At 63.8% G+C, this 23,174-nt stretch carries 19 protein-coding genes; 3 read left to right on the plus strand and 16 right to left on the minus strand.

Annotated elements, in window-relative coordinates; genetic code table 11:
- Positions 1 to 59: 59 nt before the first annotated feature.
- Positions 60 to 1,484 carry an aminotransferase class V-fold PLP-dependent enzyme gene (locus tag ACXAHG_RS08775; protein WP_475056875.1) on the minus strand — a complete coding sequence of 475 codons (1,425 nt, stop codon included), beginning with the start codon at positions 1,482 to 1,484 and terminating at the stop codon, positions 60 to 62.
- 104 nt (positions 1,485 to 1,588) lie between these two features.
- Between ACXAHG_RS08775 and ACXAHG_RS08780 the strand changes: the two genes are divergently transcribed.
- The gene (locus ACXAHG_RS08780; protein ID WP_475056876.1) at positions 1,589 to 2,050 is read left to right on the plus strand and encodes an Lrp/AsnC family transcriptional regulator; all 462 of its coding nucleotides are present in this window, start codon (positions 1,589 to 1,591) and stop codon (positions 2,048 to 2,050) included.
- Positions 2,051 to 2,126: 76 nt separating this feature from the next.
- On the opposite strand, the gene ACXAHG_RS08785 is transcribed toward ACXAHG_RS08780, so the two are convergent.
- The 4 genes from ACXAHG_RS08785 to ACXAHG_RS08800 all read right to left on the minus strand — a co-directional run bounded on the left by ACXAHG_RS08785 (position 2,127) and on the right by ACXAHG_RS08800 (position 5,977).
- Entirely contained in the window at positions 2,127 to 2,699 is a 573-nt protein-coding gene (locus ACXAHG_RS08785) for a PA14 domain-containing protein (RefSeq protein ID WP_475056878.1), read from the minus strand.
- A 148-nt stretch (positions 2,700 to 2,847) separates the two neighbouring features.
- Positions 2,848 to 3,468 carry a 30S ribosomal protein S4 gene (gene rpsD / locus ACXAHG_RS08790; protein WP_475041827.1) on the minus strand — a complete coding sequence of 207 codons (621 nt, stop codon included), beginning with the start codon at positions 3,466 to 3,468 and terminating at the stop codon, positions 2,848 to 2,850.
- Between the two features lie 340 nt (positions 3,469 to 3,808).
- The gene (locus tag ACXAHG_RS08795; RefSeq protein ID WP_475041826.1) at positions 3,809 to 4,870 is read right to left on the minus strand and encodes a Hint domain-containing protein; all 1,062 of its coding nucleotides are present in this window, start codon (positions 4,868 to 4,870) and stop codon (positions 3,809 to 3,811) included.
- A gap of 189 nt (positions 4,871 to 5,059) precedes the next feature.
- Positions 5,060 to 5,977: a LysR substrate-binding domain-containing protein gene (locus ACXAHG_RS08800; RefSeq protein ID WP_475041824.1), complete on the minus strand. Its 918-nt coding sequence runs from the start codon at positions 5,975 to 5,977 to the stop codon at positions 5,060 to 5,062.
- Between the two features lie 217 nt (positions 5,978 to 6,194).
- Between ACXAHG_RS08800 and katG the strand changes: the two genes are divergently transcribed.
- Complete coding sequence (katG, locus tag ACXAHG_RS08805) at positions 6,195 to 8,396, plus strand: catalase/peroxidase HPI (RefSeq protein ID WP_475056879.1); 2,202 nt, start codon at positions 6,195 to 6,197, stop codon at positions 8,394 to 8,396.
- A gap of 165 nt (positions 8,397 to 8,561) precedes the next feature.
- Here the strand turns inward: katG and ACXAHG_RS08810 are convergent, their stop codons facing one another.
- From ACXAHG_RS08810 to ACXAHG_RS08835, 6 genes are all read right to left on the minus strand, one after another.
- A complete protein-coding gene (locus ACXAHG_RS08810; protein WP_475041820.1) occupies positions 8,562 to 8,933 on the minus strand; it encodes a cytochrome C oxidase subunit IV family protein in 372 nt (123 codons plus the stop codon).
- Between the two features lie 9 nt (positions 8,934 to 8,942).
- Positions 8,943 to 9,659 carry a heme-copper oxidase subunit III family protein gene (locus ACXAHG_RS08815; RefSeq protein ID WP_475041819.1) on the minus strand — a complete coding sequence of 239 codons (717 nt, stop codon included), beginning with the start codon at positions 9,657 to 9,659 and terminating at the stop codon, positions 8,943 to 8,945.
- 14 nt (positions 9,660 to 9,673) lie between these two features.
- Positions 9,674 to 10,372 carry a cytochrome c oxidase subunit 3 gene (locus ACXAHG_RS08820; protein ID WP_475041818.1) on the minus strand — a complete coding sequence of 233 codons (699 nt, stop codon included), beginning with the start codon at positions 10,370 to 10,372 and terminating at the stop codon, positions 9,674 to 9,676.
- Positions 10,369 to 12,141, minus strand: coding sequence for a cbb3-type cytochrome c oxidase subunit I (locus ACXAHG_RS08825; protein ID WP_475056880.1), 1,773 nt, complete (start codon positions 12,139 to 12,141; stop codon positions 10,369 to 10,371). Before ACXAHG_RS08825 ends, ACXAHG_RS08820 begins: the two co-directional genes overlap by 4 nt.
- Before the next feature lie 160 nt (positions 12,142 to 12,301).
- Complete coding sequence (locus ACXAHG_RS08830) at positions 12,302 to 13,129, minus strand: cytochrome c oxidase subunit II (RefSeq protein ID WP_475041816.1); 828 nt, start codon at positions 13,127 to 13,129, stop codon at positions 12,302 to 12,304.
- A 229-nt stretch (positions 13,130 to 13,358) separates the two neighbouring features.
- On the minus strand, positions 13,359 to 15,824 hold the full coding sequence (locus tag ACXAHG_RS08835; protein ID WP_475041815.1) for a CoA transferase: 2,466 nt from the start codon (positions 15,822 to 15,824) through the stop codon (positions 13,359 to 13,361).
- Positions 15,825 to 15,932: 108 nt separating this feature from the next.
- Here ACXAHG_RS08835 and ACXAHG_RS08840 point away from each other — a divergent pair, with 108 nt between their 5' ends.
- Entirely contained in the window at positions 15,933 to 16,838 is a 906-nt protein-coding gene (locus ACXAHG_RS08840) for a LysR family transcriptional regulator (protein WP_475041813.1), read from the plus strand.
- A 69-nt stretch (positions 16,839 to 16,907) separates the two neighbouring features.
- Here the strand turns inward: ACXAHG_RS08840 and ACXAHG_RS08845 are convergent, their stop codons facing one another.
- From ACXAHG_RS08845 to ACXAHG_RS08865, 5 genes are all read right to left on the minus strand, one after another.
- Positions 16,908 to 18,737, minus strand: coding sequence for a BCCT family transporter (locus ACXAHG_RS08845; protein WP_475056882.1), 1,830 nt, complete (start codon positions 18,735 to 18,737; stop codon positions 16,908 to 16,910).
- 77 nt (positions 18,738 to 18,814) lie between these two features.
- A complete protein-coding gene (locus ACXAHG_RS08850) occupies positions 18,815 to 19,825 on the minus strand; it encodes an Ldh family oxidoreductase (RefSeq protein WP_475056883.1) in 1,011 nt (336 codons plus the stop codon).
- 12 nt (positions 19,826 to 19,837) lie between these two features.
- Positions 19,838 to 20,467, minus strand: a complete 630-nt coding sequence (locus ACXAHG_RS08855; RefSeq protein ID WP_475056884.1) for a DUF3726 domain-containing protein — start codon at positions 20,465 to 20,467, stop codon at positions 19,838 to 19,840.
- Positions 20,464 to 22,152 carry a hypothetical protein gene (locus tag ACXAHG_RS08860; protein ID WP_475056885.1) on the minus strand — a complete coding sequence of 563 codons (1,689 nt, stop codon included), beginning with the start codon at positions 22,150 to 22,152 and terminating at the stop codon, positions 20,464 to 20,466. Before ACXAHG_RS08860 ends, ACXAHG_RS08855 begins: the two co-directional genes overlap by 4 nt.
- 3 nt (positions 22,153 to 22,155) lie before the next feature.
- Positions 22,156 to 23,139 (minus strand): membrane dipeptidase, encoded by a 984-nt coding sequence (locus tag ACXAHG_RS08865; protein ID WP_475056887.1) that lies wholly within the window; start codon positions 23,137 to 23,139, stop codon positions 22,156 to 22,158.
- Positions 23,140 to 23,174 lie beyond the last annotated feature (35 nt).

The following is a 23,174-nucleotide window of genomic DNA, read 5'->3' on the forward strand; positions in this document are numbered from 1 at the left end:
GATATCACAAGTATGTGAGGCGCTTCCCCAGGCCGGGAAAGCGCCCTGCGCATATGGGTTCAGGCCACCAGTGCCTTGAACCGTGCGGTTTCCGGATCAGCGTTGTAGCGGGCAGACAATGCTCCTGCCCTGAGGGTCAGTTCATTGACGCTGGCGATGATATAGGCCGCCGTCTCCGCCTCCATCAGGTAAGAGAAGTTGAGCCGCACCCAGCCGGGTTTCTTCATTTCCTCGCCAGCCTGCAGGTCGGCAAACAGGGTTTCGCTTTCTGCCTGGCCTATGCCCAGCAGACGGTGCGCATAGGGGCCTGCGCAGGCGCAGCCGCCGCGGGCCTGGATGCCGAAGACGTCGCTGAGCATCCGGGTGAACAGCTGCTGGTGCACCGGATTGCCTGCGCCGTCCGAGACCAGGAAGGAAAAGATCGGCAGCCGGTGCGCATGAGGGTGGCCAAGGACGCGCAGCCGCGGGTTTGCCGACCAGCCGTCCCAGGCCATCTGTGCAAACTGCGCTTCGCGGGCTTCGATCTGCTCCTGCCCCACGGCTTCCTTGACCAGGAACGCCAGGGCCGCACGGATGTCGCCGATCACATTGGGGGTGCCGGCCTCCTCGCGGGTTGCCAGGTCGCCGCTGTATTCATGGCGCCAAGGGGAAACAAAGCTGACTGTTCCCCCTCCCGGCCAGGAGGGGCAGCGGCGGCGCACGGCTGCTGTGCTGACGATCAGCACGCCAGAGGCGCCGGGACCGCCCGGGAACTTGTGCGGCGAGACCACCACGGCGTCTTTGCGCGCAGCCCCGTTACCGCCCATATCGACAGGCAGGTAGGGGCCGCCGCCGGCGTAGTCCCAGACCGCCAGCGCGCCCTGGGCATGCAGCAGGCGGCTGATTGGGTCCGGATCGGTGATAATACCAGTCACGTTGGAGGCCGCCGAGAAACTGCCGATTTTAAGATCGCTGCCTACGTGGTCCTGCAGCGCCTGTTCCAGAGCTGCGAGATCCACTCCGCCGCCGGGGGCTTCCGGGATTTCCACCACCTCAGCCTTGCTCTCACGCCAGGGCAGGATGTTGGAGTGATGCTCATAAGGGCCGATGAAAACAACCGGCCGGTCTGCCTCGTTCACGCCGAACAGGCTGACCAGCCGGTTTAGGCCCGCGGTGGCGCCCGATCCGGTGAAAATCACCGCATCATCCCCAGTGGCGCCGGTCATGCGGGCGATTTCAGCCCGCGCCTCGCGGCGCAGGCGGGTCATTTGAGTACCGCAATAAGAGGCCTCAGTATGGGAGTTGGCGTAGAAGGGCAGCACCTGGGACGCCACAAAATCCTCCACCTGGCGCAGCGCCCGGCCGGAGGCGACGTAGTCGGCATAGACCAGCGGCACCTCGCCATCGAGACCGGGGATCATCACCCCGTCGCCGATCACGCTGCGGCTCAGGGTGCCGTCCTGTGCGGCCTGCGCGATTGTCTGTTTGAATGCTGCCAGTGTCATGCCGTGCCTCCGAAATCTGTGGAGGCATCATGAACGGTAGTAGGTGGGAAAACTTAATCAATTCCTGAGTGGTTTACATAGATCCGGTGTCATATGATCTGCACATGAGCAAAACAGCCGATCAAATTGACCGCGCCATTCTGGGGGCGCTGCAACAGGACGCCAGCCTGTCGCAACGGGAACTGGCCGACAAGGTGGGGCTGTCGCAGAACGCCTGCTGGCGGCGGTTGAAGGCGCTGAACGAGAGCGGGCTGCTGCAGGGCTCCACCGCGCGGCTGGACCGCAAGCAGCTGGGGCTGGATCTGGTTGTGTTTGTGCTCTTGCGTACCCGGCATCATTCAGCGGAGTGGCTGCAGACCTTCCGCCGCCATGTGCTGACCATTCCCGAGGTAGTGGATTTTCACCGCATCGGCGGCGATTACGATTACCAGCTGAAAGTGGTGACCGAGGACATGGCGAGCTATGACAGGGTGTATCAGCGGCTGATCTCCGGCGTGGAGCTGGACAGCGTGACGTCCTATTTTGCGATGGAGGCCATCGCAGAGGGACGCCCGTTGCCGCTGTAGCGGAGGTGGGGGGCGCTGCCCCCAGCCCTGCGGGCTTCCCCCGGAGTATTTGCAACCAGAAAGAAGCCGCAGCCGGTCAGTGGCCGAAGGCGCTGTCTTTCATCCATTTCGGGCGTTTGCCCTCAGGCCCCATGCGCATGTGCAGGCAGGCGGTGCCCTGACGCTGGAAATAGAGGATATCAACCGGATACCAGCCGGCCGCAGGCACTTCGACTTCTGTCAGGATTGTGCTGTCACAGGATTGGCGTCCATCGAATTCACCCACCACCTGGCCGCCGATCGTGGCGCGCAGCCCGTCGTTGGTCAGGAAGTCGATGCTGTGGATACCGGGCTGGGCGATATTTACATAGCCGGTAATCCGCGCGACCACGTTCAGCGCCCGTTTGGCGGTCAGGGTGTTTTGCCCCTCTTCCGTGTCGCGATTGTCCAGGCCTGCGATAGGCTGGCCCGGTTCGCTGGAGATTTTCAGCGCCGAGGAGGCCTCTGCCAGAGATTTCACGTCATGGGGATAAGCGTAGACGACGGCCAGCCCCGGCTTGACACCAGAGGGCTGCGGGTCTGCCGGCGCCAGTTTCAACGGTGCGGCGCCCGCGGCGGCAGCGGCCAGGCAGACGGCAGCAGCGGCGGCGGCTTTGAATACGGATTTCATCTCTCACTCCCTGTCGTTTTGCTGTCAGGATAGTGGCAGGCGGCGCGCAGGGCTACCGGCTTTTGCGGATCCGGCTGGACCGCGGGCAAACGAAAAAGGGCTGCCCCAGAGGACAGCCCTTCCGCCAGATGCCCAAGGGGCAGAAGGCTTAGTTCTTGGCGTAGAATTCGACGACCAGGTTCGGTTCCATCACAACCGGGTACGGCACGTCGCCCAGGGCGGGTGTGCGCACGAAGGTTGCTTTCATTTTGGAGTGGTCGGCTTCGATGTAATCCGGCACATCGCGCTCAGCCAGCTGGGTGGCTTCCAGAACGGCAACCATCTGCTTGGACTTGTCGCGGACCTCGATCACGTCGCCTTCTTTGACGCGGTAGGAGGGGATGTTCACGCGCTTGCCGTTCACGGTCACGTGGCCGTGGTTCACGAACTGGCGGGCCGCAAAGACGGTGGCCACAAACTTGGCGCGGTAGACGACGGCGTCCAGGCGGCGCTCGAGCAGGCCGATCAGGTTTTCACCGGTGTCGCCGGACACACGCACGGCTTCGCCGTAGATGCGGCGGAACTGCTTTTCGGTCAGGTCGCCGTAGTAGCCCTTGAGCTTCTGCTTGGCGCGCAGCTGGATGCCGAAGTCGGACAGTTTTCCCTTGCGGCGCTGGCCGTGCTGGCCCGGGCCGTAGTCGCGGCGGTTGACCGGGGACTTCGAGCGGCCCCAGATGTTTTCGCCCATGCGGCGGTCAATTTTGTACTTGGCAGACGTGCGTTTGGTCACGGCTGATCTCCTTCTTTAATGGCATTGCAGCTGTTTCCGAAAACCGGCTCCCACATTCCGGGCTGCAATCGCATCTGCCACTGCACCGTCTGTGTTCACCTGCTCCAGGATCACCCGCAACAATCGAAGGGCGTTGTCCTCTTGCTCCGCATCCAGGATCCGGGCATGACAGGCATCCCCTTGCGGGGGCCACCAACACCAATGAAGCCGCGCTTATATAAGGGGACGGGGCAGAGTCAACACGAACCGGAGCAGTTTCGCCGGAAATTCCGCCCGCGAGGCGGGCATTTTGCCCGCCGCCGGTATCAGGGCCGCCGGAACGGCAGGGAAATGGCCCGCCTTACGCGGCCTCGTGGCCCAGAATCACCGCCTCTGACGTGCTGAGATTGCGGCGCGCATGAGCGCCATAGGACAGCGGATTGCGCTCCAGCTCCGGCTGCAGGCGGAACAGCCGCGCCCGGTCGGCCTCGCTGAGCGTGATCAGCGAAGCGTTGGAGGGATGGAAGCTCTCTGTTTCCACCCCGTTGGCCCAGAGCACCTGATGATTGGCCAGCATCAGATGGATATAGGTCACCTCGCGCACTGAGGCGTCGGGCTGGATGGTGCTGCCGTTGACCAGATCGCTGGCAGCGACCAGGACCTCAGACGTGTTGAACAGCGCCCGCACCCGGTCGCCGCGCAGCAGCATCCTGTGGTCGGGAGAGACCAGCAGTTCCTGTTCCGGCCGGTCAATGCCGAGCGCGCCCGCGTGAATGCGGATCGGGCGCAGCCGGGGCATCACGAACAGCCGGGCGCCGCTGATCCGGCGCGAGCCGATCCACAGGATTTCCTGGGCACCGTTGTCGCGGGTCTGCACTTTTTCGCCTTCGCGCAGCTGCTCGACCCGCTTGGGGCCGCCGGGCGTGGCAATCAGGGTGCCGGGGGTAAAGCAGATTACCCCGGATTCGCCCTGGGGCCGGCCGGAATGGATGCTGCCCAGCGCGTGATGCACCACCCAGAGATCGGCGCCGCGGGGCGGGATTTCATCGACGAACATCAGCAGCGGGCGCTGGCCCGGGCCGACTTCGATCAGGGTAACAGTGTAACTTTGCACGCCATTGGTCACAACAAAGCTGCTGTCCATCAGCGGCTCGTCGACTTCCACCGCGTCAACATCCGTGCGGTTCTGCACCGCAGCCCCGACCAGACGGCGCACCGACCGTGCCGCCCGGCGGCGCAACTCTGCTTCGCCGTTTGCCATATCCAGCCGCAATAGCCCTGCCGGCCCGTCCACCCGCACAGCATCGCCGTGCCAGGACCAAGCCGCCCCCACATCCAGAGCGTCCACCGGTGCGGCCGGGAGGCCGTCGATCTCGGTTTGCGACCAGGAAATAACAAACGTGCCACGAAAGCCCGTTTTCATCTGCCTGTATGCCTGCTTCAATTATTTATTATTAACGGAACGTTAACAAAGCGTCTTCCGGCTGGAAACGGATGGATTCTCAATTCGATGTGAGCGTGTTTTTTACGCACCAATCACGCTAAAGGCGATTGGCCTTCAGGCAAACCGGCACCGTTGCACCGGTTTCCGGGTCTGGCGCCGGCCCGGCAGTCAGGCCTGCACAGCAAGCCTCCGACGCAGATCTTCCGCGGTTTCCTGAACCACTGCGGCGACCTGCATCAGCTGCCGGGCCAGCGGGTTGCTGCGCCGCCAGATCATGCCGATTGTCCGCGATGGTTGCGGATCCCCGAAGCGGGCCACCGAAACCACGGCTGAGCGGGTTTCCACCGGCACCGCCATTTCGGGAATCAGCGTGACCCCGATTCCGGCGCTGACCATCTGCACCAGCGTGGACAGCGAGCTACCGTCCAAGAGCTCGCGCGGGGCGGCGGATTGCATATTGCAGAACGACAGCGCCTGGTCGCGGAAGCAATGCCCTTCCTCCAGCAGCAAGAGCCGCATTTCACGCAGGCCTTCCGGCCCTGGCACCGGTTTGCCCGCATCCTCGCCCGGGCGGACCAGAACAAAGTCTTCGGAAAACAGCGCCGCCTCCTCAAACGCGGGCTCCGAAACCGGCAGCGCCACGATGGCGGTATCCAGCCGCCCCTCGCCCAGTTCCTCCAGCAGCTTTGGCGTGACCGTTTCCCGGACCCTGATATCGGCCTCGGGGTATTGGCGGGTCAGATTGCCGACGATTGCAGGCAGCAGATAGGGCGCGATGGTGGGAATCACTCCCAGCCGCAGCCGCCCCGCCAGCCCTTCGCGCGAGGCGCGCGCCAGTTCGCCCAGTTCATCCACCGAGCGCAGGATGCCGCGCACCCTGTCCGCCAGATCCTCGCCAAAGCTTGTTAGCCGCACCTGGCGAGCCGCGCGCTCCACCAGCTGCACCCCAAGCACCTCCTCCAATTCCTTGATTTGAACAGACAATGCCGGCTGAGACACGGCGCAGGCCTCGGCTGCGCGGCCGAAATGGCGGTGCTGGGCCAGCGCCTCGAAGTAGCGCATTTGGCGGAGGGTCACATTGATCATAGGATTTCATTATCACCGCGATGAAAAAATGCAACTTAAGCCAATCACTTTTCCCTGCTAGCCTCATTTTCAGGAAGACAGGGAGGACCGGCATTCGCAGCTTTGGCCCGCTTTTATTTCAAGGCGGACCACGGGCTGCAGTCACGCTGCCGCACAGGTCCCAAACGCCTTCTGCCACGTAGCACATCAGAATTTGCAGCCACGATCGGAGAGAATAATGGACGGAAATAATCCCGCAGGAAAATGCCCGGTGATGCACGGTGCGGCGCTGAACACCGACAGCGGCGGAACCTCGAACCAGGATTGGTGGCCGAACCAGCTGAACCTGAAGATCCTGCATCAGCACTCACCCAAGTCGAACCCGATGGGCGCTGATTTCAATTACGCCGATGCGTTCAAGACGCTGGACCTGAAGGCGCTGAAAGCGGACCTGATGGCGCTGATGACCGACAGCCAGGGCTGGTGGCCTGCGGATTACGGCCATTACGGCGGGCTGTTCATTCGCATGGCCTGGCACAGCGCCGGCACCTACCGCACCGCGGATGGCCGCGGCGGCGGCGGCACCGGCAACCAGCGGTTTGCGCCGGTGAACTCCTGGCCGGACAACGGCAACCTGGACAAGGCGCGCCGCCTCTTGTGGCCGATCAAGCAGAAATACGGCAACAAGATCTCCTGGGGCGATCTGATGATCCTGGCGGGCAATTGCGCCATTGAATCGATGGGCGGGCCGGTGTTCGGCTTTGGCGGCGGCCGCGAGGATATCTGGGCGCCGGAGGAAGACATCTATTGGGGGACTGAGACCGAGTGGCTGGGCGACAACCGCTATTCCGGCGAGCGTGATCTGGAGAACCCGCTGGCGGCGGTGCAGATGGGCCTGATCTATGTGAACCCGGAGGGGCCGAACGGCAATCCGGACCCGGTGGCCTCGGGCCATGACGTGCGCGACACCTTTGCGCGCATGGGCATGAATGACGAGGAAACCGTGGCGCTGGTGGCCGGCGGCCATACATTCGGCAAGGCCCATGGCGCGGGCGACCCGGCGCTGGTCGGTGCTGAGCCGGAAGCGGCTGCGATGGAGCACATGGGCTTGGGCTGGATCAATGAGCACGGCTCCGGCAAGGGCGGCGACACCACCACCTCAGGCATCGAGGGCGCCTGGAAGCCGAATCCGACCACCTGGGATATGGGCTATTTCGACGTTCTGTTCGGCTATGAGTGGAAGCTGGAGAAAAGCCCGGCGGGTGCCCAGCAGTGGCACGCACAAGACGTGGCGCCGGAGCATATGGTGGTGGACGCGCATGATCCCAGCAAGCGCCATGCACCGATGATGACCACCGCGGACATGTCGCTGCGGATGGACCCGGAGTACGAGAAGATCTCGCGCGATTTCCACGCCAACCCGGAGAAGTTTGCCGATGCCTTTGCCCGCGCCTGGTTCAAGCTGTGCCACCGCGACATGGGGCCGAAGGTGCGTTACCTGGGTGAGGACGTGCCGTCTGAAGACCTGATCTGGCAGGATCCGGTTCCGGCGGTGGATCACGCGCTGGTGGATGCCAATGACATCGCCGATCTGAAAGCCCGGGTGCTGGCCTCGGAGCTGACGGTTTCTGAACTGGTGTCCACCGCCTGGGCGTCTGCTTCGACCTACCGTGGCTCGGACCATCGCGGCGGCGCCAATGGCGGCCGTATCCGCCTGGCCCCGCAGAAGGACTGGGAGGTAAATCAGCCGGAACAACTGGCCCGCGTGCTTGGCGTGCTGGAAGATATCCAGAACGCGTTCAACGGCAGTGACGCTGGCGGCAAGAAGATCTCCATGGCGGACCTGATCGTGCTGGCCGGCGGTGCCGGTGTAGAAGAAGCCGCCAAGGCTGCCGGGCATCCGGTAGAGGTGCCCTTTACCCCGGGCCGGACTGATGCCAGCCAGGAGCAGACTGATGTTGAGGGCTTTGCTGTGCTGGAGCCGGAGGCGGATGGGTTCCGCAACTACCAGAAGGCGGCCTATAGCGTGCCGGCCGAGAAGATGCTGGTTGACCGGGCGCAGCTCTTGGGTCTGGGTGCGCCGGAGATGACCGCGCTGGTCGGCGGCCTGCGGGTTCTGGGTGCGAACCACAGCGGCTCTGCCTATGGTGTTTTCACCGACCGGGTGGGTACCCTCAGCACCGACTTCTTCACCAATATCACCGATATGGGTGTGGAGTGGAAACCGGCAGACGACGGCACCTATGAGGGCCGCGACCGGGCCAGCGGTGCGGTGAAATGGACCGGCACAAGGGCGGACCTGGTGTTCGGCTCCAACTCGCAGCTGCGGGCGCTGGCCGAGGTCTATGCGCAGGGTGATGGCGAAGCGGCGTTCGTGCAGGATTTTGTGGCGGCCTGGGTCAAGGTGATGAATGCCGACCGGTTTGATCTGTCAGCGTAACCTGCGCCTTACTTGAAAAGAAGGCGCTCCGGGGAACCGGGGCGCCTTTTTCGTTGCAGCCTTTGGGATACAAAGCGAAGGGCAGCGCCTGACCTTGGGTGGGCGCGATAGCGCCTTCCCATGGGGAAGGTCAGGCGCTGCCCGGCCTTCGGCCGGACGGTACGGTTATTCGGCTGCTGCACTTCCTTGGCCAAACTCAATGACACGTGTCTCAGCCGTGTAGTCCGACTCGATAATCAGGATCGCCAGCAGCCCGATCATCGCCAGGGGGGGCAGCAGGATCGCATAGATCAGCGCCAGCCGCTCCCAGGCCATATGCATGAAGACGGCAATGATCAGCCCGGCCTTCAGCGTCATGAAGATCAGGATCAGGCTCCAGCGCAAGAGCCCCTGCAATTGCGCGTAGTCGACCCAGTAAGAGGCGGCGCTGAGCACGAACAGCAGCACCCAGACCACGAAGTAGAGCTTGATCGGATGCTGCTGCCCCTCGTCATGCGCAGCATGGCTGCTGTCCACTGTGTGCGGTGTGTCTGTCATGGCGGCCCCCTACCACAGATAGAAGAATGCAAAGATGAAGACCCAGACCAGGTCGACGAAGTGCCAGTAGAGCCCCATGATCTCTACCGCCTCATAGTCCCCGTTGCCCGCCGACATCCAGCTGCGCTGGTCGCGGTCGAACTCGCCGCGCCAGACCTTGAGTGCCACGATCACAAGGAAGATCACCCCGATGGTGACATGGGTGCCGTGGAAGCCGGTGATCATGAAGAAGCTGGCGCCGAACTGCTCTGCCCCCCAGGGGTTGCCCCAGGGGCGCACGCCTTCGGAAATCAGCTTGGTCCATTCAAAGGCCTGCATCCCCACGAACGTCGCACCCAGCGCGGCGGTTGCCAGCATCAGAAGCGCTGTGGCCTTGCGCGCCTTGCGGTAGGCGCAGTTCACCGCCATCGCCATGGTGCCAGAGGAGGAGATCAGCACAAAGGTCATAATGGCGATCAGGATCAGCGGCAGGTTTGCGCCGCCAATATGCAGGGCAAAGACCTCGCTGGCGTTGGGCCATTCCACTGTGGTGGAGCTGCGGGCGGTCAGGTAGGCGACCAGGAAGCAGGCAAAGATAAACGTGTCACTGAGCAGCAGGATCCACATCATCGCCTTGCCCCAGGAGACCTTCTTGAACACCCGCTGGTCCGATCCCCAGTCGGCGGCGAAGCCGCTGTGCCCCTGTTGCAGAAGCGTCTGGTCCTGGCCTTGTAGTTTGCTCTCCATCTCTCCTCCCCCCCCTATCCCACGGCGGCACGGCACAGCGCCAGAAAGGCGTTGCCCCAGCCCTGCAGCAGCGCAAACAGCATCAGCCAGAAGGCCAGCAGCACATGCCAGTAAAGCGCGCAGAGCCGCACCCCCGGCAGCAGCGCCTTAACGTCCCCTGCCCCGGCGTGGCGCAGGCAGAGGGCGGCAAGGGCGATGATGCCGCCCATCACATGGAGCCCGTGCAACCCGGTGATCAGGTAAAAGAAGCTCGCTGCCGGAACGCCGTCCAGCCTGTAACCGTCTTCGGTCAGCGCCAGCCACACCTGAACCTGTCCGGCCAGGAAGGCCAGCGTTGCGATGCTGGCGGCAATCAGGCTGGCCTTCAGCCAGCGCGCGGTGCCGGCCCGGGCCGAGATCACCACGAATTGCAGAAAAGAACTGGCCAGCAGCAGAAGTGCGGTGTTGAGCCAGACCCGGCCCGGCAGCGGCACCAGCTCCCACGGCGTTTCCTCTATCTGCATGACAAAGGCGCTGCCCAGCATGGCAAAGAGGCCGCCCGCCACCACCAGGAACACGGCAATGAACAGAACACCCGGCGCCTTGCCCGGGCCATGGCCCGCCAGCGGCGCGATGCCGGTTTCCAGCCAGGGCTTGGAGGCCAGGCGCTGTTGCGACAGCCACAGGCCTGCGGCCAGGGCGACCAGCGCCAGGAAGGCAAGGATGACCGTCACAGCCGCCTGCCCTCCCCGTCCGGGACCCAGGGATCTGTCTGGGCGACAAAGTCCTCGGGCGCGCCGGGCACGCTGTAGTCATAGGCCCAGCGGTAGACATTGGGCAATTCCTGCCAGTTGCCGTGGCGAGGCGGGATGTCCGGCGTCTGCCATTCCAGCGAGGCGGCCCGCCAGGGGTTGCTGCCGGCGGCGCGGCCGCGTCGCAGGCTCCAGAAGAGGTTGAACAGAAACAGCACCTGCACCGCCCCCACAATCAGCGCGGCAGAAGAGATGAAAGCATTCAATCCCCCCACTGGCGCGGTCAGAAATTCCGGCTCGCCGATCTCAAAATACCGCCGCGGAACGCCGACCAGCCCCACGTAATGCATCGGAAAGAACACCGCATAGGCGCCGATGAAGGTGACCCAGAAATGGATATGCCCCATCGCCTGGTTCAGCAGCCGCCCGGTCATCAGCGGGTACCAGTGGTAAATCGCGCCGAAGATCACCATGATTGGTGCCACCCCCATCACCATGTGGAAATGAGCAACCACAAACATCGTGTCTGATAGCGGCACATCGACCACCACATTGCCGAGGAACAGCCCCGTCAGCCCGCCGTTCACGAAAGTGACGATGAAGCCCAGCGCAAACAGCATCGGGATGGTCAGATGGATGTCGCCCTTCCACAGGGTCAGCACCCAGTTGTAGACCTTGATCGCGGTGGGGATGGCGATGATCAGCGTGGTGGTGGCAAAGAAGAAGCCGAACCAGGGGTGCATGCCCGAGACATACATATGGTGCGCCCAGACGATAAAGCTGAGCGCGCCGATAATGACGATGGCCCAGACCATCATCCGGTAGCCGAAGACGTTCTTGCGCGCGTGCACGGCAATCAGGTCGGAGACGATGCCAAAGGCAGGCAGCGCCACGATGTAGACCTCAGGATGGCCGAAGAACCAGAACAGGTGCTGGAAGGCAATCGGGCTGCCGCCGCCGTAGCTGAGCTTTTCGCCCAGTTCCACCAGCGTCGGCATGAAGAAGGAAGTACCCAGCAGCCGGTCAAACAGCATCATCACGCAAGCCACAAACAGCGCGGGGAAGGCCAGCAGTGCCATCACCGTGGCGGTGAAAATGCCCCAGACCGTCAGCGGCAGCCGCATCATCGTCATGCCGCGGGTGCGGGCCTGCAGCACGGTCACCGCATAGTTCAGCCCGCCCATGGTGAAGCCGATGATGAACAGGATCAGCGACACCAGCATCAGGATGATGCCGCTTTGCGCACCACCCGGGGTGCCGGAGAGAACAGCTTGCGGCGGGTAGAGCGTCCAGCCTGCGCCGGTGGGGCCGCCGGGGACAAAGAAACTGGCAACCAGCACGAGGACAGCCAGCAGGTAGACCCAATAGCTGAGCATGTTGACGAAGGGGAATACCATGTCCCGGGCGCCGACCATCAGCGGGATCAGGTAATTGCCGAAGCCGCCCAGGAAGATCGCGGTCAGCAGATAGACCACCATGATCATCCCGTGCATGGTCACAAACTGGTAATAGGCCTCTGGCGTGATGAAGTCGAAAGTGCCGGGAAAGCCCAGTTGCAGCCTCATCAGCCAGGACATCACCAGGGCCACCAGGCCGATGGCAACGGCGGTGCCGGAATACTGGATGGCAATGTATTTGGCGTCCTGCGAGAAGACATATTTGCCGATCCAGCTGTGCGCATGCGGCGGCATCACATCGGCAACCTCGCGCGGTGGCAGATTGCTGTCGTGGTCAGGCAGGGTGTCGGTCATTCCGTTCCTCCCGGGACTGCTTGGTTCTGTTGCGCGCCAACCTGGCACTGTTCCACCCGGCGGCACGCCGGGCAGCGCCCGGCCGCCCCGTCAATCCGGAGACTTGCCTCCGGCAAAACGGAGCGGGCGCTTCGCTTCCGCCCGCGGCCGGGCACGGCCCTTACCGTTCTGCCAGTTTTGTTGCGGGTTCAGACGCCGCATTGGCATAGTCTTCAAAGGTCAGCTGCTCTTGCAGCCATTCCTGGTATTCCTCCGCCTCCACCACTGTCACATAGCCGCGCATGAAGGAATGCGCGGTGCCGCAATATTCGGCGCAGAGCACTTCGAACGCGCCGGTGCGGGTCGGGGTGAACCAGATGTAGGTGACCATACCCGGCACCATGTCCATCTTGGCGCGGAATTCGGGCACGTAGAAATTGTGCAGGACGTCGATCGAGCGCAGCAGCAGCTTTACCGGCTGATCCACCGGCAGATAGACTTCGCCGCCCTCGACGATGATGTCATCCTTGCCGAAGCGGTCATGCGGGTTGACGCCCAGGGGATTTTCGCCGCTCACCCATTCCGCGTCCGCGGTGCCCAGGACCCCGTCTTCGCCCGGCAGCCGGTAGGCCCAGTTCCATTGCTGGCCAAAGACCTCCAGCTCGGTGGCTTCTTCCGGCACGGTGACGAACTGGTGCCAGACAAACAGGCCGGGCACCAGCATCGCCGCCACGCCAACAGCAGTCACACCGGTCAGCCACCATTCCAGCCTCTTGTTTTCCGGATCGAATTCCGCCTTGTGGCCGGGCCGGTGCCGGTACTTGAGCACGCAGAAAGCCATGAACAGGACCACAGCGGCAAAGACCGCCCCGGTGATCCAGAAGGTTATGACCAGCGTATTGTCGATATAGTCCCAATTCGACGCGATCGGCGTCCACCACCATGGGCTCAGCAGATGGAACGCGACAGACCCCGCCACGATCAGCACAAGTACGACCGCAATCAGCATCCCGCCCCCTTTCCCGGCACTCCGGACGATCCGGGCAACCCCGAATTGCCCGGCAGGCAGGTTCATTTGGCATGGACACCAGCATATAACAATTTCACAAATTAATCCAGAAATGGAAAACCAGACACATCAAACCGCCAAATAATTTCCAATTCCCTGCAATATGGCGAATACCAAAAGGGCGCTCTGCCGGAGCGCCCCTGAACAGTTCCTGCAGCGGTTCTGCAGGTCATTCCGGGAGGTATTTCACCGACCAGCTCTCGCCCGCGGCGCCGCTGGCGATCATCGCTTCGGCCTGACCTTCGGAAAAGCCAAGCCGCGCCAGGATCGCGCGGGTGCTTTCCCCGTATTTCGGCGCCGGGCCAGGGATAGTGATGCGGCCGGCCTGCGGGCGCACCGCATTGGGCGCCACCAGATCGCACCAACGGCCCATCGGGTGCCGGTCGTGGCGGATGACCCGGAAGGTGGCCCCGGACAGGTCAATACCTCCTTCGCTTTCCAGCTGCAGCGCCGCGTCGCGGGTTTCGTGCAGCGAGGACAGCGGCACCGCCGTAGCCGAGGTGCCGGCAAAGGCCGCGCGCCAATAGTCCAGCGGCTGGCTGGCAAAACGTTCCGACAGCGCGGCGTGCAGCTGGCCTTCCGGCAGTTCTGCCAAGTCCGACAGCTCCGGCACCCGCGCCAGTGCTGCGCCGCGCTCAGTCGGGGCGGCAAAGAAGAACCAGCAGTCGGCGGCCTGGTAGCAGTGGTAGAACGGGCCCCAGCCCAGGGCGCCCCGGCCCGTGGGTTCATCGAAAGGCACCCGGCCCTCGTGATCATACATGAACTGCGCCTGGATCAGGTTGCCGGCGCCCGCGAGCGAGGCGCGGGCAACCCCGCCCTTGCCGGTTTCCCTCAGCCGCAGCAGCGCGCCGCCCAGGGCCACACAGGCGCAAAAGCCGGTCAGCACGTCGATGGTGCCGAAATGGGCGTGCTCCTCCGGCGTCTCCATGCCGCCGCCGAAACGCACCATCACGCCGGTTGCCGCCTGCGCCAGGTCGTCATAGCCCAAATGATCCGACTTCGGCCCGCGCAGAGGTCCGCCAAAGGCATCAAGCTGCACCAGGATCAGACGTGGGTTGATTTCGGCCAGCCGCTCAGGCGACAGTCCCAGCTTGTCCCGCTGCTCATCGGTGCCGTTCATGGTGATCACATCGGCGTCCGCAATCAGCCGCGCCAGCGCCTCCTGGCCTTCCTCGCTGCGCAGGTTCAGCAGGATGCTCTCCTTGCCGCGCTGCGCGTGGATGCCGAAGACGACGGTGTTCCAGGGGTCCACCGACGGCTCCACCGCCTGCACCAGGGTCACCTCGGCGCCATAGCGGGCCAGTGTAGAGCCGATGGTCGGACCGGCGATCACATTGGTGAGGTCGACGACCTTGAGCCCGTCAAGCCAGCCCCTGCCCTCCCGGCTGCTGGTGCCGCCGCGTTCGGGGTCCGCCAGCAGCGCCGCCAGATCGGCCTGCACCGCACTGGATTTCTGCGCCGCACCCTCATCACCTGACAGCCAGGCCACATTGCCCATCTGCCGCATGGGCCCGTGTTTGGCGTCCTCCACCTGCAAGACCAGACCCGAGGCCAGCGCATGCGGGTCGTCCAGCCACTCCTTGGTAAAGCGCTGCGCAGTGGCGGGCGCTTTGGCGGCGCCGAACAGCGCCTCCCACTCATGCGCGGGTTTGGTGAGGAACGCCTGTTTCATCGCCGTTGAGACACGCTCGCGGTCGGACGGTCCCACCGGGTAATTGCGCATCGACCATTCGGCGGGCCAATCCTTGGTGTCGAGGTAGGCAGAGAAATCCGGCAATTCGTCGGCCAACGCTTTTAGCCCCAGCGTCTCCAGCACCCGGCGCGGGTGGGTGGCGACTGAGCCGCTCACCACATAGAAGCCGCGCCCGTCAGCACAGGTATAGGTGCGGTAGAAAGGATCGAGGAATTCCGACAGCTCCTCAAACGCCAGGTTCATCGGCAAGCCTTCGGTGGCGCGCCGGTCCAGCTCCACCTCGCGGGGGGATTTGTAACGCTCGGGATAGTCCTCGATCTGCTCGCAATTATAGACCAGCCCTTCCAGCAGGGCGGCGGCAAGCGGCACCTCGATATGGTCGCCGCCATTCTGCTCCCGCGCGTTCAGGGCAAACAGCACCGACATTGCACCAAAGCTGGCGCCATAGGCCGAGGCCAGGGTCAGCGGCGAGAACGAGGGGTTGATGCCCATCAGGCGACGGTTCAGCCCCATGTCGGTGAACTGGCCGGTGTAAGCGGCAATCACCGCCTCCCACGCGGGCAGGTCCGCGAGTTCCGCATCGGTTGAGGCAAAGCCCGGCAGCGACAGGTACACCAGCTGATCATTGGCAGCGCGCAGCACCTGCGGTCCGAGGCCGAGGCGGTCCATCACGCCGGGGCGGAAGTTCTCGATCACCACGTCGGCACGTTTGGCAAGCGCGATGGCGGTGGCGCGGCCCTCGTCCGATTTCAGGTCCAGCTCCAGCGCCTGCTTACCACGCGACAGCATGTCGAAGGCCGGACCGTCAAAGCCAGTGCCGCCGGGCGGGGTGATGCGGATCACCTCGGCGCCCATGTCGGCCAGCATCATGCCGGTCAGGGGGCCGGCCAGGTAATGGCCGAAGTCAAGAACGCGAATGTGGGAGAGAGGGCGCTGCGGCATGGGATGGTCTCGGCTGTTGTCCGTTGAAAGGGTCAGTCCGGCCCAGATTATCTTTGCACCCGCCAATATCCACTGGTCAAAACCGCATGGCCTCCCTAACATTTCCTGATGGAACGCTCGATACGCCCCACTGCCGGATCGCTGAATGCCCTGTTGGTGCTGGAGGTGGCGGTGCGCCATGCCAGCCTGTCGCGTGCCGCGGCGGAGCTGGGGCTTAGCCAGCCTGCGGTCTCGCGCCATATCAAGGCGCTGGAAGACCGGCTGCGCCAGCCGCTGTTTGAACGCAACAACAACCGAATCACGCCCACCGCCAATGCCATCAGGCTGGCCGATGCCATTGCATTGGGGCTTGGCCATGTGGATCAGACATGGACCGAAGTCCTGGCGGCCCCCGATACGGGCGAAGTCACGCTGGCCTGCACCTTCGGCTTTGCCGACCAATGGCTGATGCCGCGGTACTCGGATCTGCGCGCTTACCTGGATGGCAACAGGGTGCGGGTGGTGACCACTGACCAGTTGGGCGATATCGACCTCTCCCAGCTGGACGCTGCGGTGGTCTGGGATCCGTCCCGGATGCCCGACCGCCCCTATTTTCCGCTGATCCCGGCTGAAGCCTTTCCCGTCTGCAGCCCCGGCTTCCTTGAGGCGCATCCCGAAGCCGCCACGGATATCTCGCAATTGCCACCGGAGTTGTTTTTGCATTTCGACCCGGGCTTCCTGACCTGGCAAAGCTGGTTTGAGCAGGCTGGCCTTGCGCCGCCGCAATTCGGCACCGCGGCCGAGTTTGACGCCTACCCGTTCCTTCTGCAATCGGTGCGCCACGGCGAAGGGGTCGGGCTGGGCTGGACCGGCATCGTCGACAACGCGCTGGCTTGCGGTGAAATCATACGGCTGGGGCCTACGGTGTCGGACCGTGCCCACAGCTATTTCTTGCAGCACCGGATGCCGGGCAGCAGCGGCAGCGCACTGGAGCGGATGCTGAAATGGTTCAAGCTGGAGGCACAGGCCGGCTAGGCGGAACGGAAAAGGGCCGGAGGATTTCTCCTCCGGCCCTTTTTGTGCTTTTTGCTATTGAGGCCAGGTTTACTCAGCAGGTGCGCTTTCCGCGGCCTTCTCGCGCTGACCGTCGCGGAACAGCGCCTTGGCCAGAGACACGCACATCAGGCCCATGACCATGGTGAAGGGCAGCGCGCCGATGATCATCGCGCTTTTCAGCGCTTCCATCGGGTCGGCGCCGCCGTTCTGCTTGCCTGCAAACAGCAGAGTGCCGATCACCGCGGTCAGGATCAGGCCCCAAACGATCTTGTGCTTGTTGCCGATGTTCTGGTCGCCGCCGGACATGATGGTGTTCATCACCAGGATGCCGGAGTCCGCCGAGGTGACCAGGAAGGTCATGATCAGCACCACGCACATGATGGTGATGCCGGACAGCAGGCCGCCGTCGATCATGCTTTGCAGAGTCACGAACAGCTTGGCAGTGTTGGAGGCACCGATGATGGCACCTTCTGCTGCGCCGTTCAATTCCAAGTCAATGGCGGTGCCGCCCAGGATGGTCATCCAGGCAAAGCAGACCAGTGCCGGGGCGAACACACAGCCGATGATGAACTCACGCACCGAGCGGCCGCGCGAGATGCGCGCCAGGAACAGGCCCACGAAGGGCGAGAACGCGATCCACCAGGCCCAGTAGAAGGTGGTCCAGCCAGCCTGCCAGCCGAACTGGCGCTGTGCCTCGCCCGCTGCGTAGGATGCTGCCAGAACGTCGTCGGACAGGGCAGCCGCTTCGCCTTCCAGGCCCGACTTGAAGCCGTCGAAGGAACCCCAGGCGTTGGTGGCACCGCCGCGCAGCGCATCCGCATAAGGGGCCGCTTCGGCCGGCAGCGCCGCCGAGAACTCAGCCGCCGACTGCGGGCCATAGGCGCCAAAGCTCAGCGAGACGAAGTGCAGGATATAGTCCACGATGGCCGAGGCATAGGTGGTCATGGCGAACATGAAGGAGCCAAAAACCACGAAGGTCAGCAGCAGGATGATCGACAGAACCAGGTTCAGGTTCGACAGATACTTCACGCCGCGGCCCACGCCGGACACAGCTGAGATGATCGACAGGCCCATGATCGCGAACAGGCCGGCCAGCAGGCCAACAGTGCCCGGAGCAGGCGCGTCGCCGCTCATGTCCATCATCCATTCCATGCCGGTGATCGCATAAACGCCGTCCACGAACTGGGAGACGCCGAAACCGATGGTCACGGAGACACCCAGGATGGTGGCAACAACGCCCAGAACGTCAACGACGTGACCCAGGAAGCCGTTCATAAGCCGGCCGAACAGCGGCGTCAGCGCGGTCCGGATGGTCAGCGGCATGTCGCGGGTATAGGCATAGTAAGCCAGCGACAGGCCAGTCACCACGTAAATCGCCCAGGCATGGAAGCCGTAGTGCAGGAACGTGTAGCGGAAGCCGGACTGAACGGCTTCTTCGGTGTTGCCGGTCACTTCCTGTGCCAGGACCACCGGGTTGGACCCCCAGAGGCCCAGCGGTTCAGCGGTTGCAAAGACCATCAGGCCGACGCCCAGACCGGCGCCGAACATCATCGAGAACCAGGAAAAGTCCGAGAACTCCTTGCCCTGGCCCGGTCCCCCCATGATCCGCTTACCTGTTTGCGGCAATGCGGCGACCACAAACAGGAAAAAGGCGAAGAAACCGACGATGACGATGTAGAAGGCGTTGAAATCCTCAAGGATACGCCAGTTGAGGCTGCCCAGCACGCCCGTGGCGTTTGCCGGCCAGACCAATGCCCAGAGAACCAGGGCGACCATGATCCCCTTGCTGAGCAAGGCGATCTCGACGCTGTGCCCCTTATAGAAGCCATCGTCGGAGGTCTTGATCTCCAAATCCGTAAAAGGTTGCTTTATTGACATGCGTTTCCTCCCGTTTCGCACGTGCCGCACCGGGGTGCGGGATGTCCGGCGGGTTGCGGTCCCGCCGGGGATTGGCGTCAGCCCAAAAGGGCTTTGATCCTGTTCAGCGTTGCCACGCTGACCGCGACGCCATCGGTCTGGGCCTTTATCCGCTTGCTGCGGCGCCCGTCGCCCGGCAGATGTGCGCCAGTCTGCCCGCGTACTGCTTCCACGATCCCGGCCATTCCAGCACAAAAAGCGTCATTTGATGTCGCCCCCGGGTCGATTGCGATGAACATTTGGCCGGTTTTCGGCGGGCCGCCTGCGGTGCCGGAGAACGGCGAGGCGTTGATGCCAAGGGTGGCGCCGGTCAGAGCTGCGGCCATGATTTCAGTCAGCAGGGCCACGCCGACGCCCTTGTAGCCGCCCGACGGCGCCATCGAGCCCTTGAGGCCCGCGTCCGGATCGGTGGTCGGGTTGCCATCGGCGTCCAAAGCCCAGCCCAGCGGGATTTCCTTGCCCTCGCGGGCGTGTTTCATCACCTCGCTTTTGGCGATGGTGCTGGCGCTTTGGTCGATCAGCAGTTCCGGCTCGCCCCCCTCGCCCGGCACGGCGATCGAGAACGGGTTAGTACCGACCACCGGTTTCTTGCCGCCCGACGGCGCGATGGAGGCCGGCGCGTTGGTGAAGCCCAGCCCCACCAGCCCGGCAAGGGCCAGGCGGGCGGTGTGATAGCCAAGAACACCGCAGTTATAGCTGTTGCGGATCGCCAGAACCGCGATGCCCTGCTCTTTGGCGGCCGGGATCAGCGCCTCAAAGCCCTGGTCGATGGCGGAATGGGCAAAGCCGGTGGCGGCATCCACCGCGATGACACCGGGACGCGGGCGTGCCAGTGCCGGAACCGCCTGCCCGTCCACCTTGCCGCATTGCACATGCTCGGCGTAGATCGGGATATAGGCGAGGCCGTGGCTGGCGACACCATCAGCCTCGGTCGCCGCGGTGGCAACCGCCAGCGGCCGGGCGTTGGCCTCGGACGTGCCGGCGGCGACCAGAGCGCGGAAGGCGATATCCTCGATCTCGGCGAGGGACATGTTTTGGGTTTCAGTCATTTCGGTGCCTCTTCAGTCGTTGTCCGACAGCCCGGCGCCGGCGCCCAGCAGGCGCGACTCCTCGGTGGCCGGAGCGTAGGTTTTATGAGCAAAGTGGTTGAGCACAGCCCAGGCCGCCTCCGCCGGTTCGGCGCGGGTGAGGAGCGGGCGGGCGGCAGTCATGCTGCCTGCTGCACGGACGGTCAGGCTGACAGCGGCCTCCGCAAGGGTGCCTTCAACCTGCAGCGCGCCGCCATCGGTCACCGCCTGGAACCCCTCACCTTCTACCGCGACGCAGGTGCCAAGCCGGCGTGCGGCCAGCGCTGCAAAAGGCAGGATCATTGCAGGCTGTGCAACCGGCCCCATGGTTTGCGGCGCCTGTTGCAGGCGGGCGGCGCAATCCGACAGGGCGGCGCCGGTTGCCAGCGGGCAAAGCGGTGCTTCGGCCCGCCACTCCCCTTGCAGGCTTTGCGGCACATGTGCGGCCAGGTCAGCGGCATATCCGGCCTCTAGCAGCCCGGCCAGCACGGCAGCCCCGTCCAACCCCTGCGCACAAAGCCAGCGGGTGGCCTTGGCGGCTTCCTCGGCCAGGCCCCAGTCATATCCAGCACCGCGGGCGGCGCGTTTGGCGGTGGCTTCCACTTCGTTCAGCGCATAGCTCATTGGTCTGCCTCCGGGTACACCCACAGGTCCGCATTGGCGGTGGTCAAATCGTCGGGATAAGGCGCGCCCGCATACATGCAGATCCGCACCCAGCGGTCTGAGCGCGGGTCGAAATGGGTGGCGCCGAAGAACGAGAGTTTCGCCCGCAGCATGTCGATCGGCAGCACCCGGTCGCTGATGGTGTTGCTGCGGATCTCGCCGTAAGGCGCCACCTGGCTCATCTGCGCCCGGCGCACAGTGTGGCGGTGTTCCGGGTGGCGCAGCAGGAAGGCTGCAACCCGCTCCTGTCCGTCCCAATCTGCCAGCGCCGCATGGGCCAGGGCCGCGTCGCGGGCCGGGGCGAGCGGCTGCTCATACTCGGCAATCGGCTCGTCAAAGCGTTCGCCCATGCGCGGCTCCAGCTTTTCTTCCGAGACATACCAGGCACGGGCGCAGTTCTCGCGCGCTGCCCAGTCCAGATCCAGCGCCCAGCCAAAGCTGTCCTCAATGAGCTGGCGCACCTGGGCAACGGGCATCGCGCCGTCGATAATGAAGGCGTCCTTGTTGGCATCGGCCATACAGTCGGACAGCCCGTCCACCAAGCCAGCATAGGGTTCAAGGATCAACGAAGCCGCCAGTTCTTGCCCTTCCAGGCCCAAGGCTGTCTCGCTCCAGCGGATCAGCCGGTCCCAGGGACGGTCATTCAGCAGATCATCCGCCGCCACCCAGGCGGCCAGCGCCTCCAGGTCCTTGTGCAGGCTGGCCAGTTTCTCGATCTGCACCGGGTGTTCGGAGCGCCAGCGGGCGGCGGAAATTTCGCTCCGCCGCAGCATCCGGCGGAAACAAGCGGCTTCCTCTGCCGAGGCAGTTTCGACCGAGCGCACCCGGGCAATCGCCTCTTCCCGGGCCATGATCCAATTGTTGAACAATACCGGATGGTTGACGATGTAGGGTGCCATGCCGAGACCGGTGGAGTTGCCGATGCCCAGCCGCCGCGCGGTTTCGGGTGCTAGCGGCACCGCTTGATCGCCGCCCTTGGCACGGGCCATATGTTCCACCAGGTCACGCACAAAGGCACGGGTCAGGAAGACAGAGAGCATTTCGGCCTGGAACGGCGCATTCAGCTCTTCCCGGCCAGCAATCGCCTCGCGGTCCGCGGCACCCAGCTTGCCTGAGCCGTAGACCGCAGTAGTACGCATCAGATAGCCAACGGCCTCTACCTGCGCCAGGTCCGGCTGCCGGCCCTGCGACAGCGCATCGACAAAATGCGCCCACAGGCGCACGGAACGGTTGGCGCGGGAGACGGACAGGGATTTCTCGTTGACCCGGCCTGCCTCCTGATAGGGCACGTTCTTCGAAAGCCGCTCAATATCCGCGTCCGTCGGCACCCCGTCAAACAGGGTGAAGGTCGCGTCCCAGGCGGTGGCAATCACCCGGTCCGAGCGCATTTCCGGCGGCAGGTCGTGGGCGAAGGCAATCAGGGAATAGGTCCGCGCAGGGCCGGTGGCGGTATAGACCGCCACGCCGACGCCCTTGGCATCAATATCGAACTTGGGCCGCGCAAAGCTCCAGTTTTCCCGGGCCATGCGCCGTGTCAGCACCCGCATGAAGCTGAGGCGGCACTGATGCAAGGAACCGAGTCGGCTGAGGCGCATCACCTGCGCCGGGTCCCGTCGTGATATTGTTGTCTGCGCGGTTGTTTCCATGACCTATCCCTTTGGGCCAAAGTTTTCGGCAAAGAACCGGTACCAGTTCCCGCCCATGATGCCGCTGACCTCGTCATCGTTCATGCCCGTCGCGCGAAGGCCCTCTTCGATGTTTCCAAAGTCGCGGTTGTCCTTGAACCAGCTTGGCATTTCCGGGAAACCCGGAGCGGCGGCTGATCCTTCGCCGTAATCGATTTCCTTGCTCCAGCGGCCGACGCGCATCCATTCCACGACGCTGTCGGGCTGGTCCTGGCAGAGGTCGGTGCCAATGCCGAGGTGCTGCACGCCGTATTTTTCGGCAGTGCGGGCAATCATCTCGCAGAAGCTTTGCAGGGTGCAGGCGCCCTTGTCCTTGAGGTGGTGCGGATAGACCGAGAAGCCCAGCATGCCGCCGTGGCCGGTGACTGCGCGGATCACATCATCCTTCTTGTTGCGCAGCGCGGGCGACCATTCATGCGGGTTGGCATGGGTGATGGCGATGGGGCGGGTGGAAATCTCTGCCGCCTCGATGGTGGAGCGGTCGGCGGAGTGGCTCATGTCCACAACCAGGCCCACCCGGTTCATCTCCTTGATCACCTGGCGCCCCATACGGGTGATGCCGGGATCCTCGGCCTCGTAACACCCCGTGGCCAGCAGCGACTGGTTGTTGTAGGTGAGCTGCATGAAACGCGCACCCAAAGTGTGCAGGATCTCGACCAGGCCGATATCGTCTTCCATCGGCGAGGGGTTCTGGAAACCGAAGAACACCGCGGTGCGGCCAGTCTCGCGGGCCTTGTCGATGTCAGAGGCCCACTGCCCCTTCATGATCAGGTCCGGGTACTGCTCGAACCAGCGGTTCCACTTCTCGAAGTTCAGAACCGTCTCGCGGAAGTTCTCGTGATAGGCAATGGTGACATGGATCGCGTCCACGTTGCCCTCACGCAGCTGGCGGAAGATCTTTTCCGACCAGTTGGCATATTGCAGGCAGTCGATACGGTATCCGGTCATTCAAGCACCTCGGTTTTCTAAATCCAGCAACCAGC

The organism is Leisingera sp. ABD4_442, assembly GCF_056160905.1.

What these genes read in the sequence shown, in the direction of transcription:
- ACXAHG_RS08850 (WP_475056883.1), bottom strand. Translation starts at nt 19,825, where the DNA reads ATGACTGAAACCCAAAACATGTCCCTCGCCGAGATCGAGGATATCGCC.
- ACXAHG_RS08795 (WP_475041826.1), bottom strand. Translation starts at nt 4,870, where the DNA reads ATGAAAACGGGCTTTCGTGGCACGTTTGTTATTTCCTGGTCGCAAACC.
- ACXAHG_RS08865 (WP_475056887.1), bottom strand. Translation starts at nt 23,139, where the DNA reads ATGACCGGATACCGTATCGACTGCCTGCAATATGCCAACTGGTCGGAA.
- ACXAHG_RS08800 (WP_475041824.1), bottom strand. Translation starts at nt 5,977, where the DNA reads ATGATCAATGTGACCCTCCGCCAAATGCGCTACTTCGAGGCGCTGGCC.
- ACXAHG_RS08780 (WP_475056876.1), top strand. Translation starts at nt 1,589, where the DNA reads ATGAGCAAAACAGCCGATCAAATTGACCGCGCCATTCTGGGGGCGCTG.
- katG (WP_475056879.1), top strand. Translation starts at nt 6,195, where the DNA reads ATGGACGGAAATAATCCCGCAGGAAAATGCCCGGTGATGCACGGTGCG.
- ACXAHG_RS08815 (WP_475041819.1), bottom strand. Translation starts at nt 9,659, where the DNA reads ATGGAGAGCAAACTACAAGGCCAGGACCAGACGCTTCTGCAACAGGGG.
- ACXAHG_RS08830 (WP_475041816.1), bottom strand. Translation starts at nt 13,129, where the DNA reads ATGCTGATTGCGGTCGTACTTGTGCTGATCGTGGCGGGGTCTGTCGCG.
- ACXAHG_RS08860 (WP_475056885.1), bottom strand. Translation starts at nt 22,152, where the DNA reads ATGGAAACAACCGCGCAGACAACAATATCACGACGGGACCCGGCGCAG.
- ACXAHG_RS08785 (WP_475056878.1), bottom strand. Translation starts at nt 2,699, where the DNA reads ATGAAATCCGTATTCAAAGCCGCCGCCGCTGCTGCCGTCTGCCTGGCC.
- ACXAHG_RS08845 (WP_475056882.1), bottom strand. Translation starts at nt 18,737, where the DNA reads ATGTCAATAAAGCAACCTTTTACGGATTTGGAGATCAAGACCTCCGAC.
- ACXAHG_RS08855 (WP_475056884.1), bottom strand. Translation starts at nt 20,467, where the DNA reads ATGAGCTATGCGCTGAACGAAGTGGAAGCCACCGCCAAACGCGCCGCC.
- ACXAHG_RS08810 (WP_475041820.1), bottom strand. Translation starts at nt 8,933, where the DNA reads ATGACAGACACACCGCACACAGTGGACAGCAGCCATGCTGCGCATGAC.
- ACXAHG_RS08775 (WP_475056875.1), bottom strand. Translation starts at nt 1,484, where the DNA reads ATGACACTGGCAGCATTCAAACAGACAATCGCGCAGGCCGCACAGGAC.
- ACXAHG_RS08835 (WP_475041815.1), bottom strand. Translation starts at nt 15,824, where the DNA reads ATGCCGCAGCGCCCTCTCTCCCACATTCGCGTTCTTGACTTCGGCCAT.
- ACXAHG_RS08825 (WP_475056880.1), bottom strand. Translation starts at nt 12,141, where the DNA reads ATGACCGACACCCTGCCTGACCACGACAGCAATCTGCCACCGCGCGAG.
- ACXAHG_RS08840 (WP_475041813.1), top strand. Translation starts at nt 15,933, where the DNA reads ATGGAACGCTCGATACGCCCCACTGCCGGATCGCTGAATGCCCTGTTG.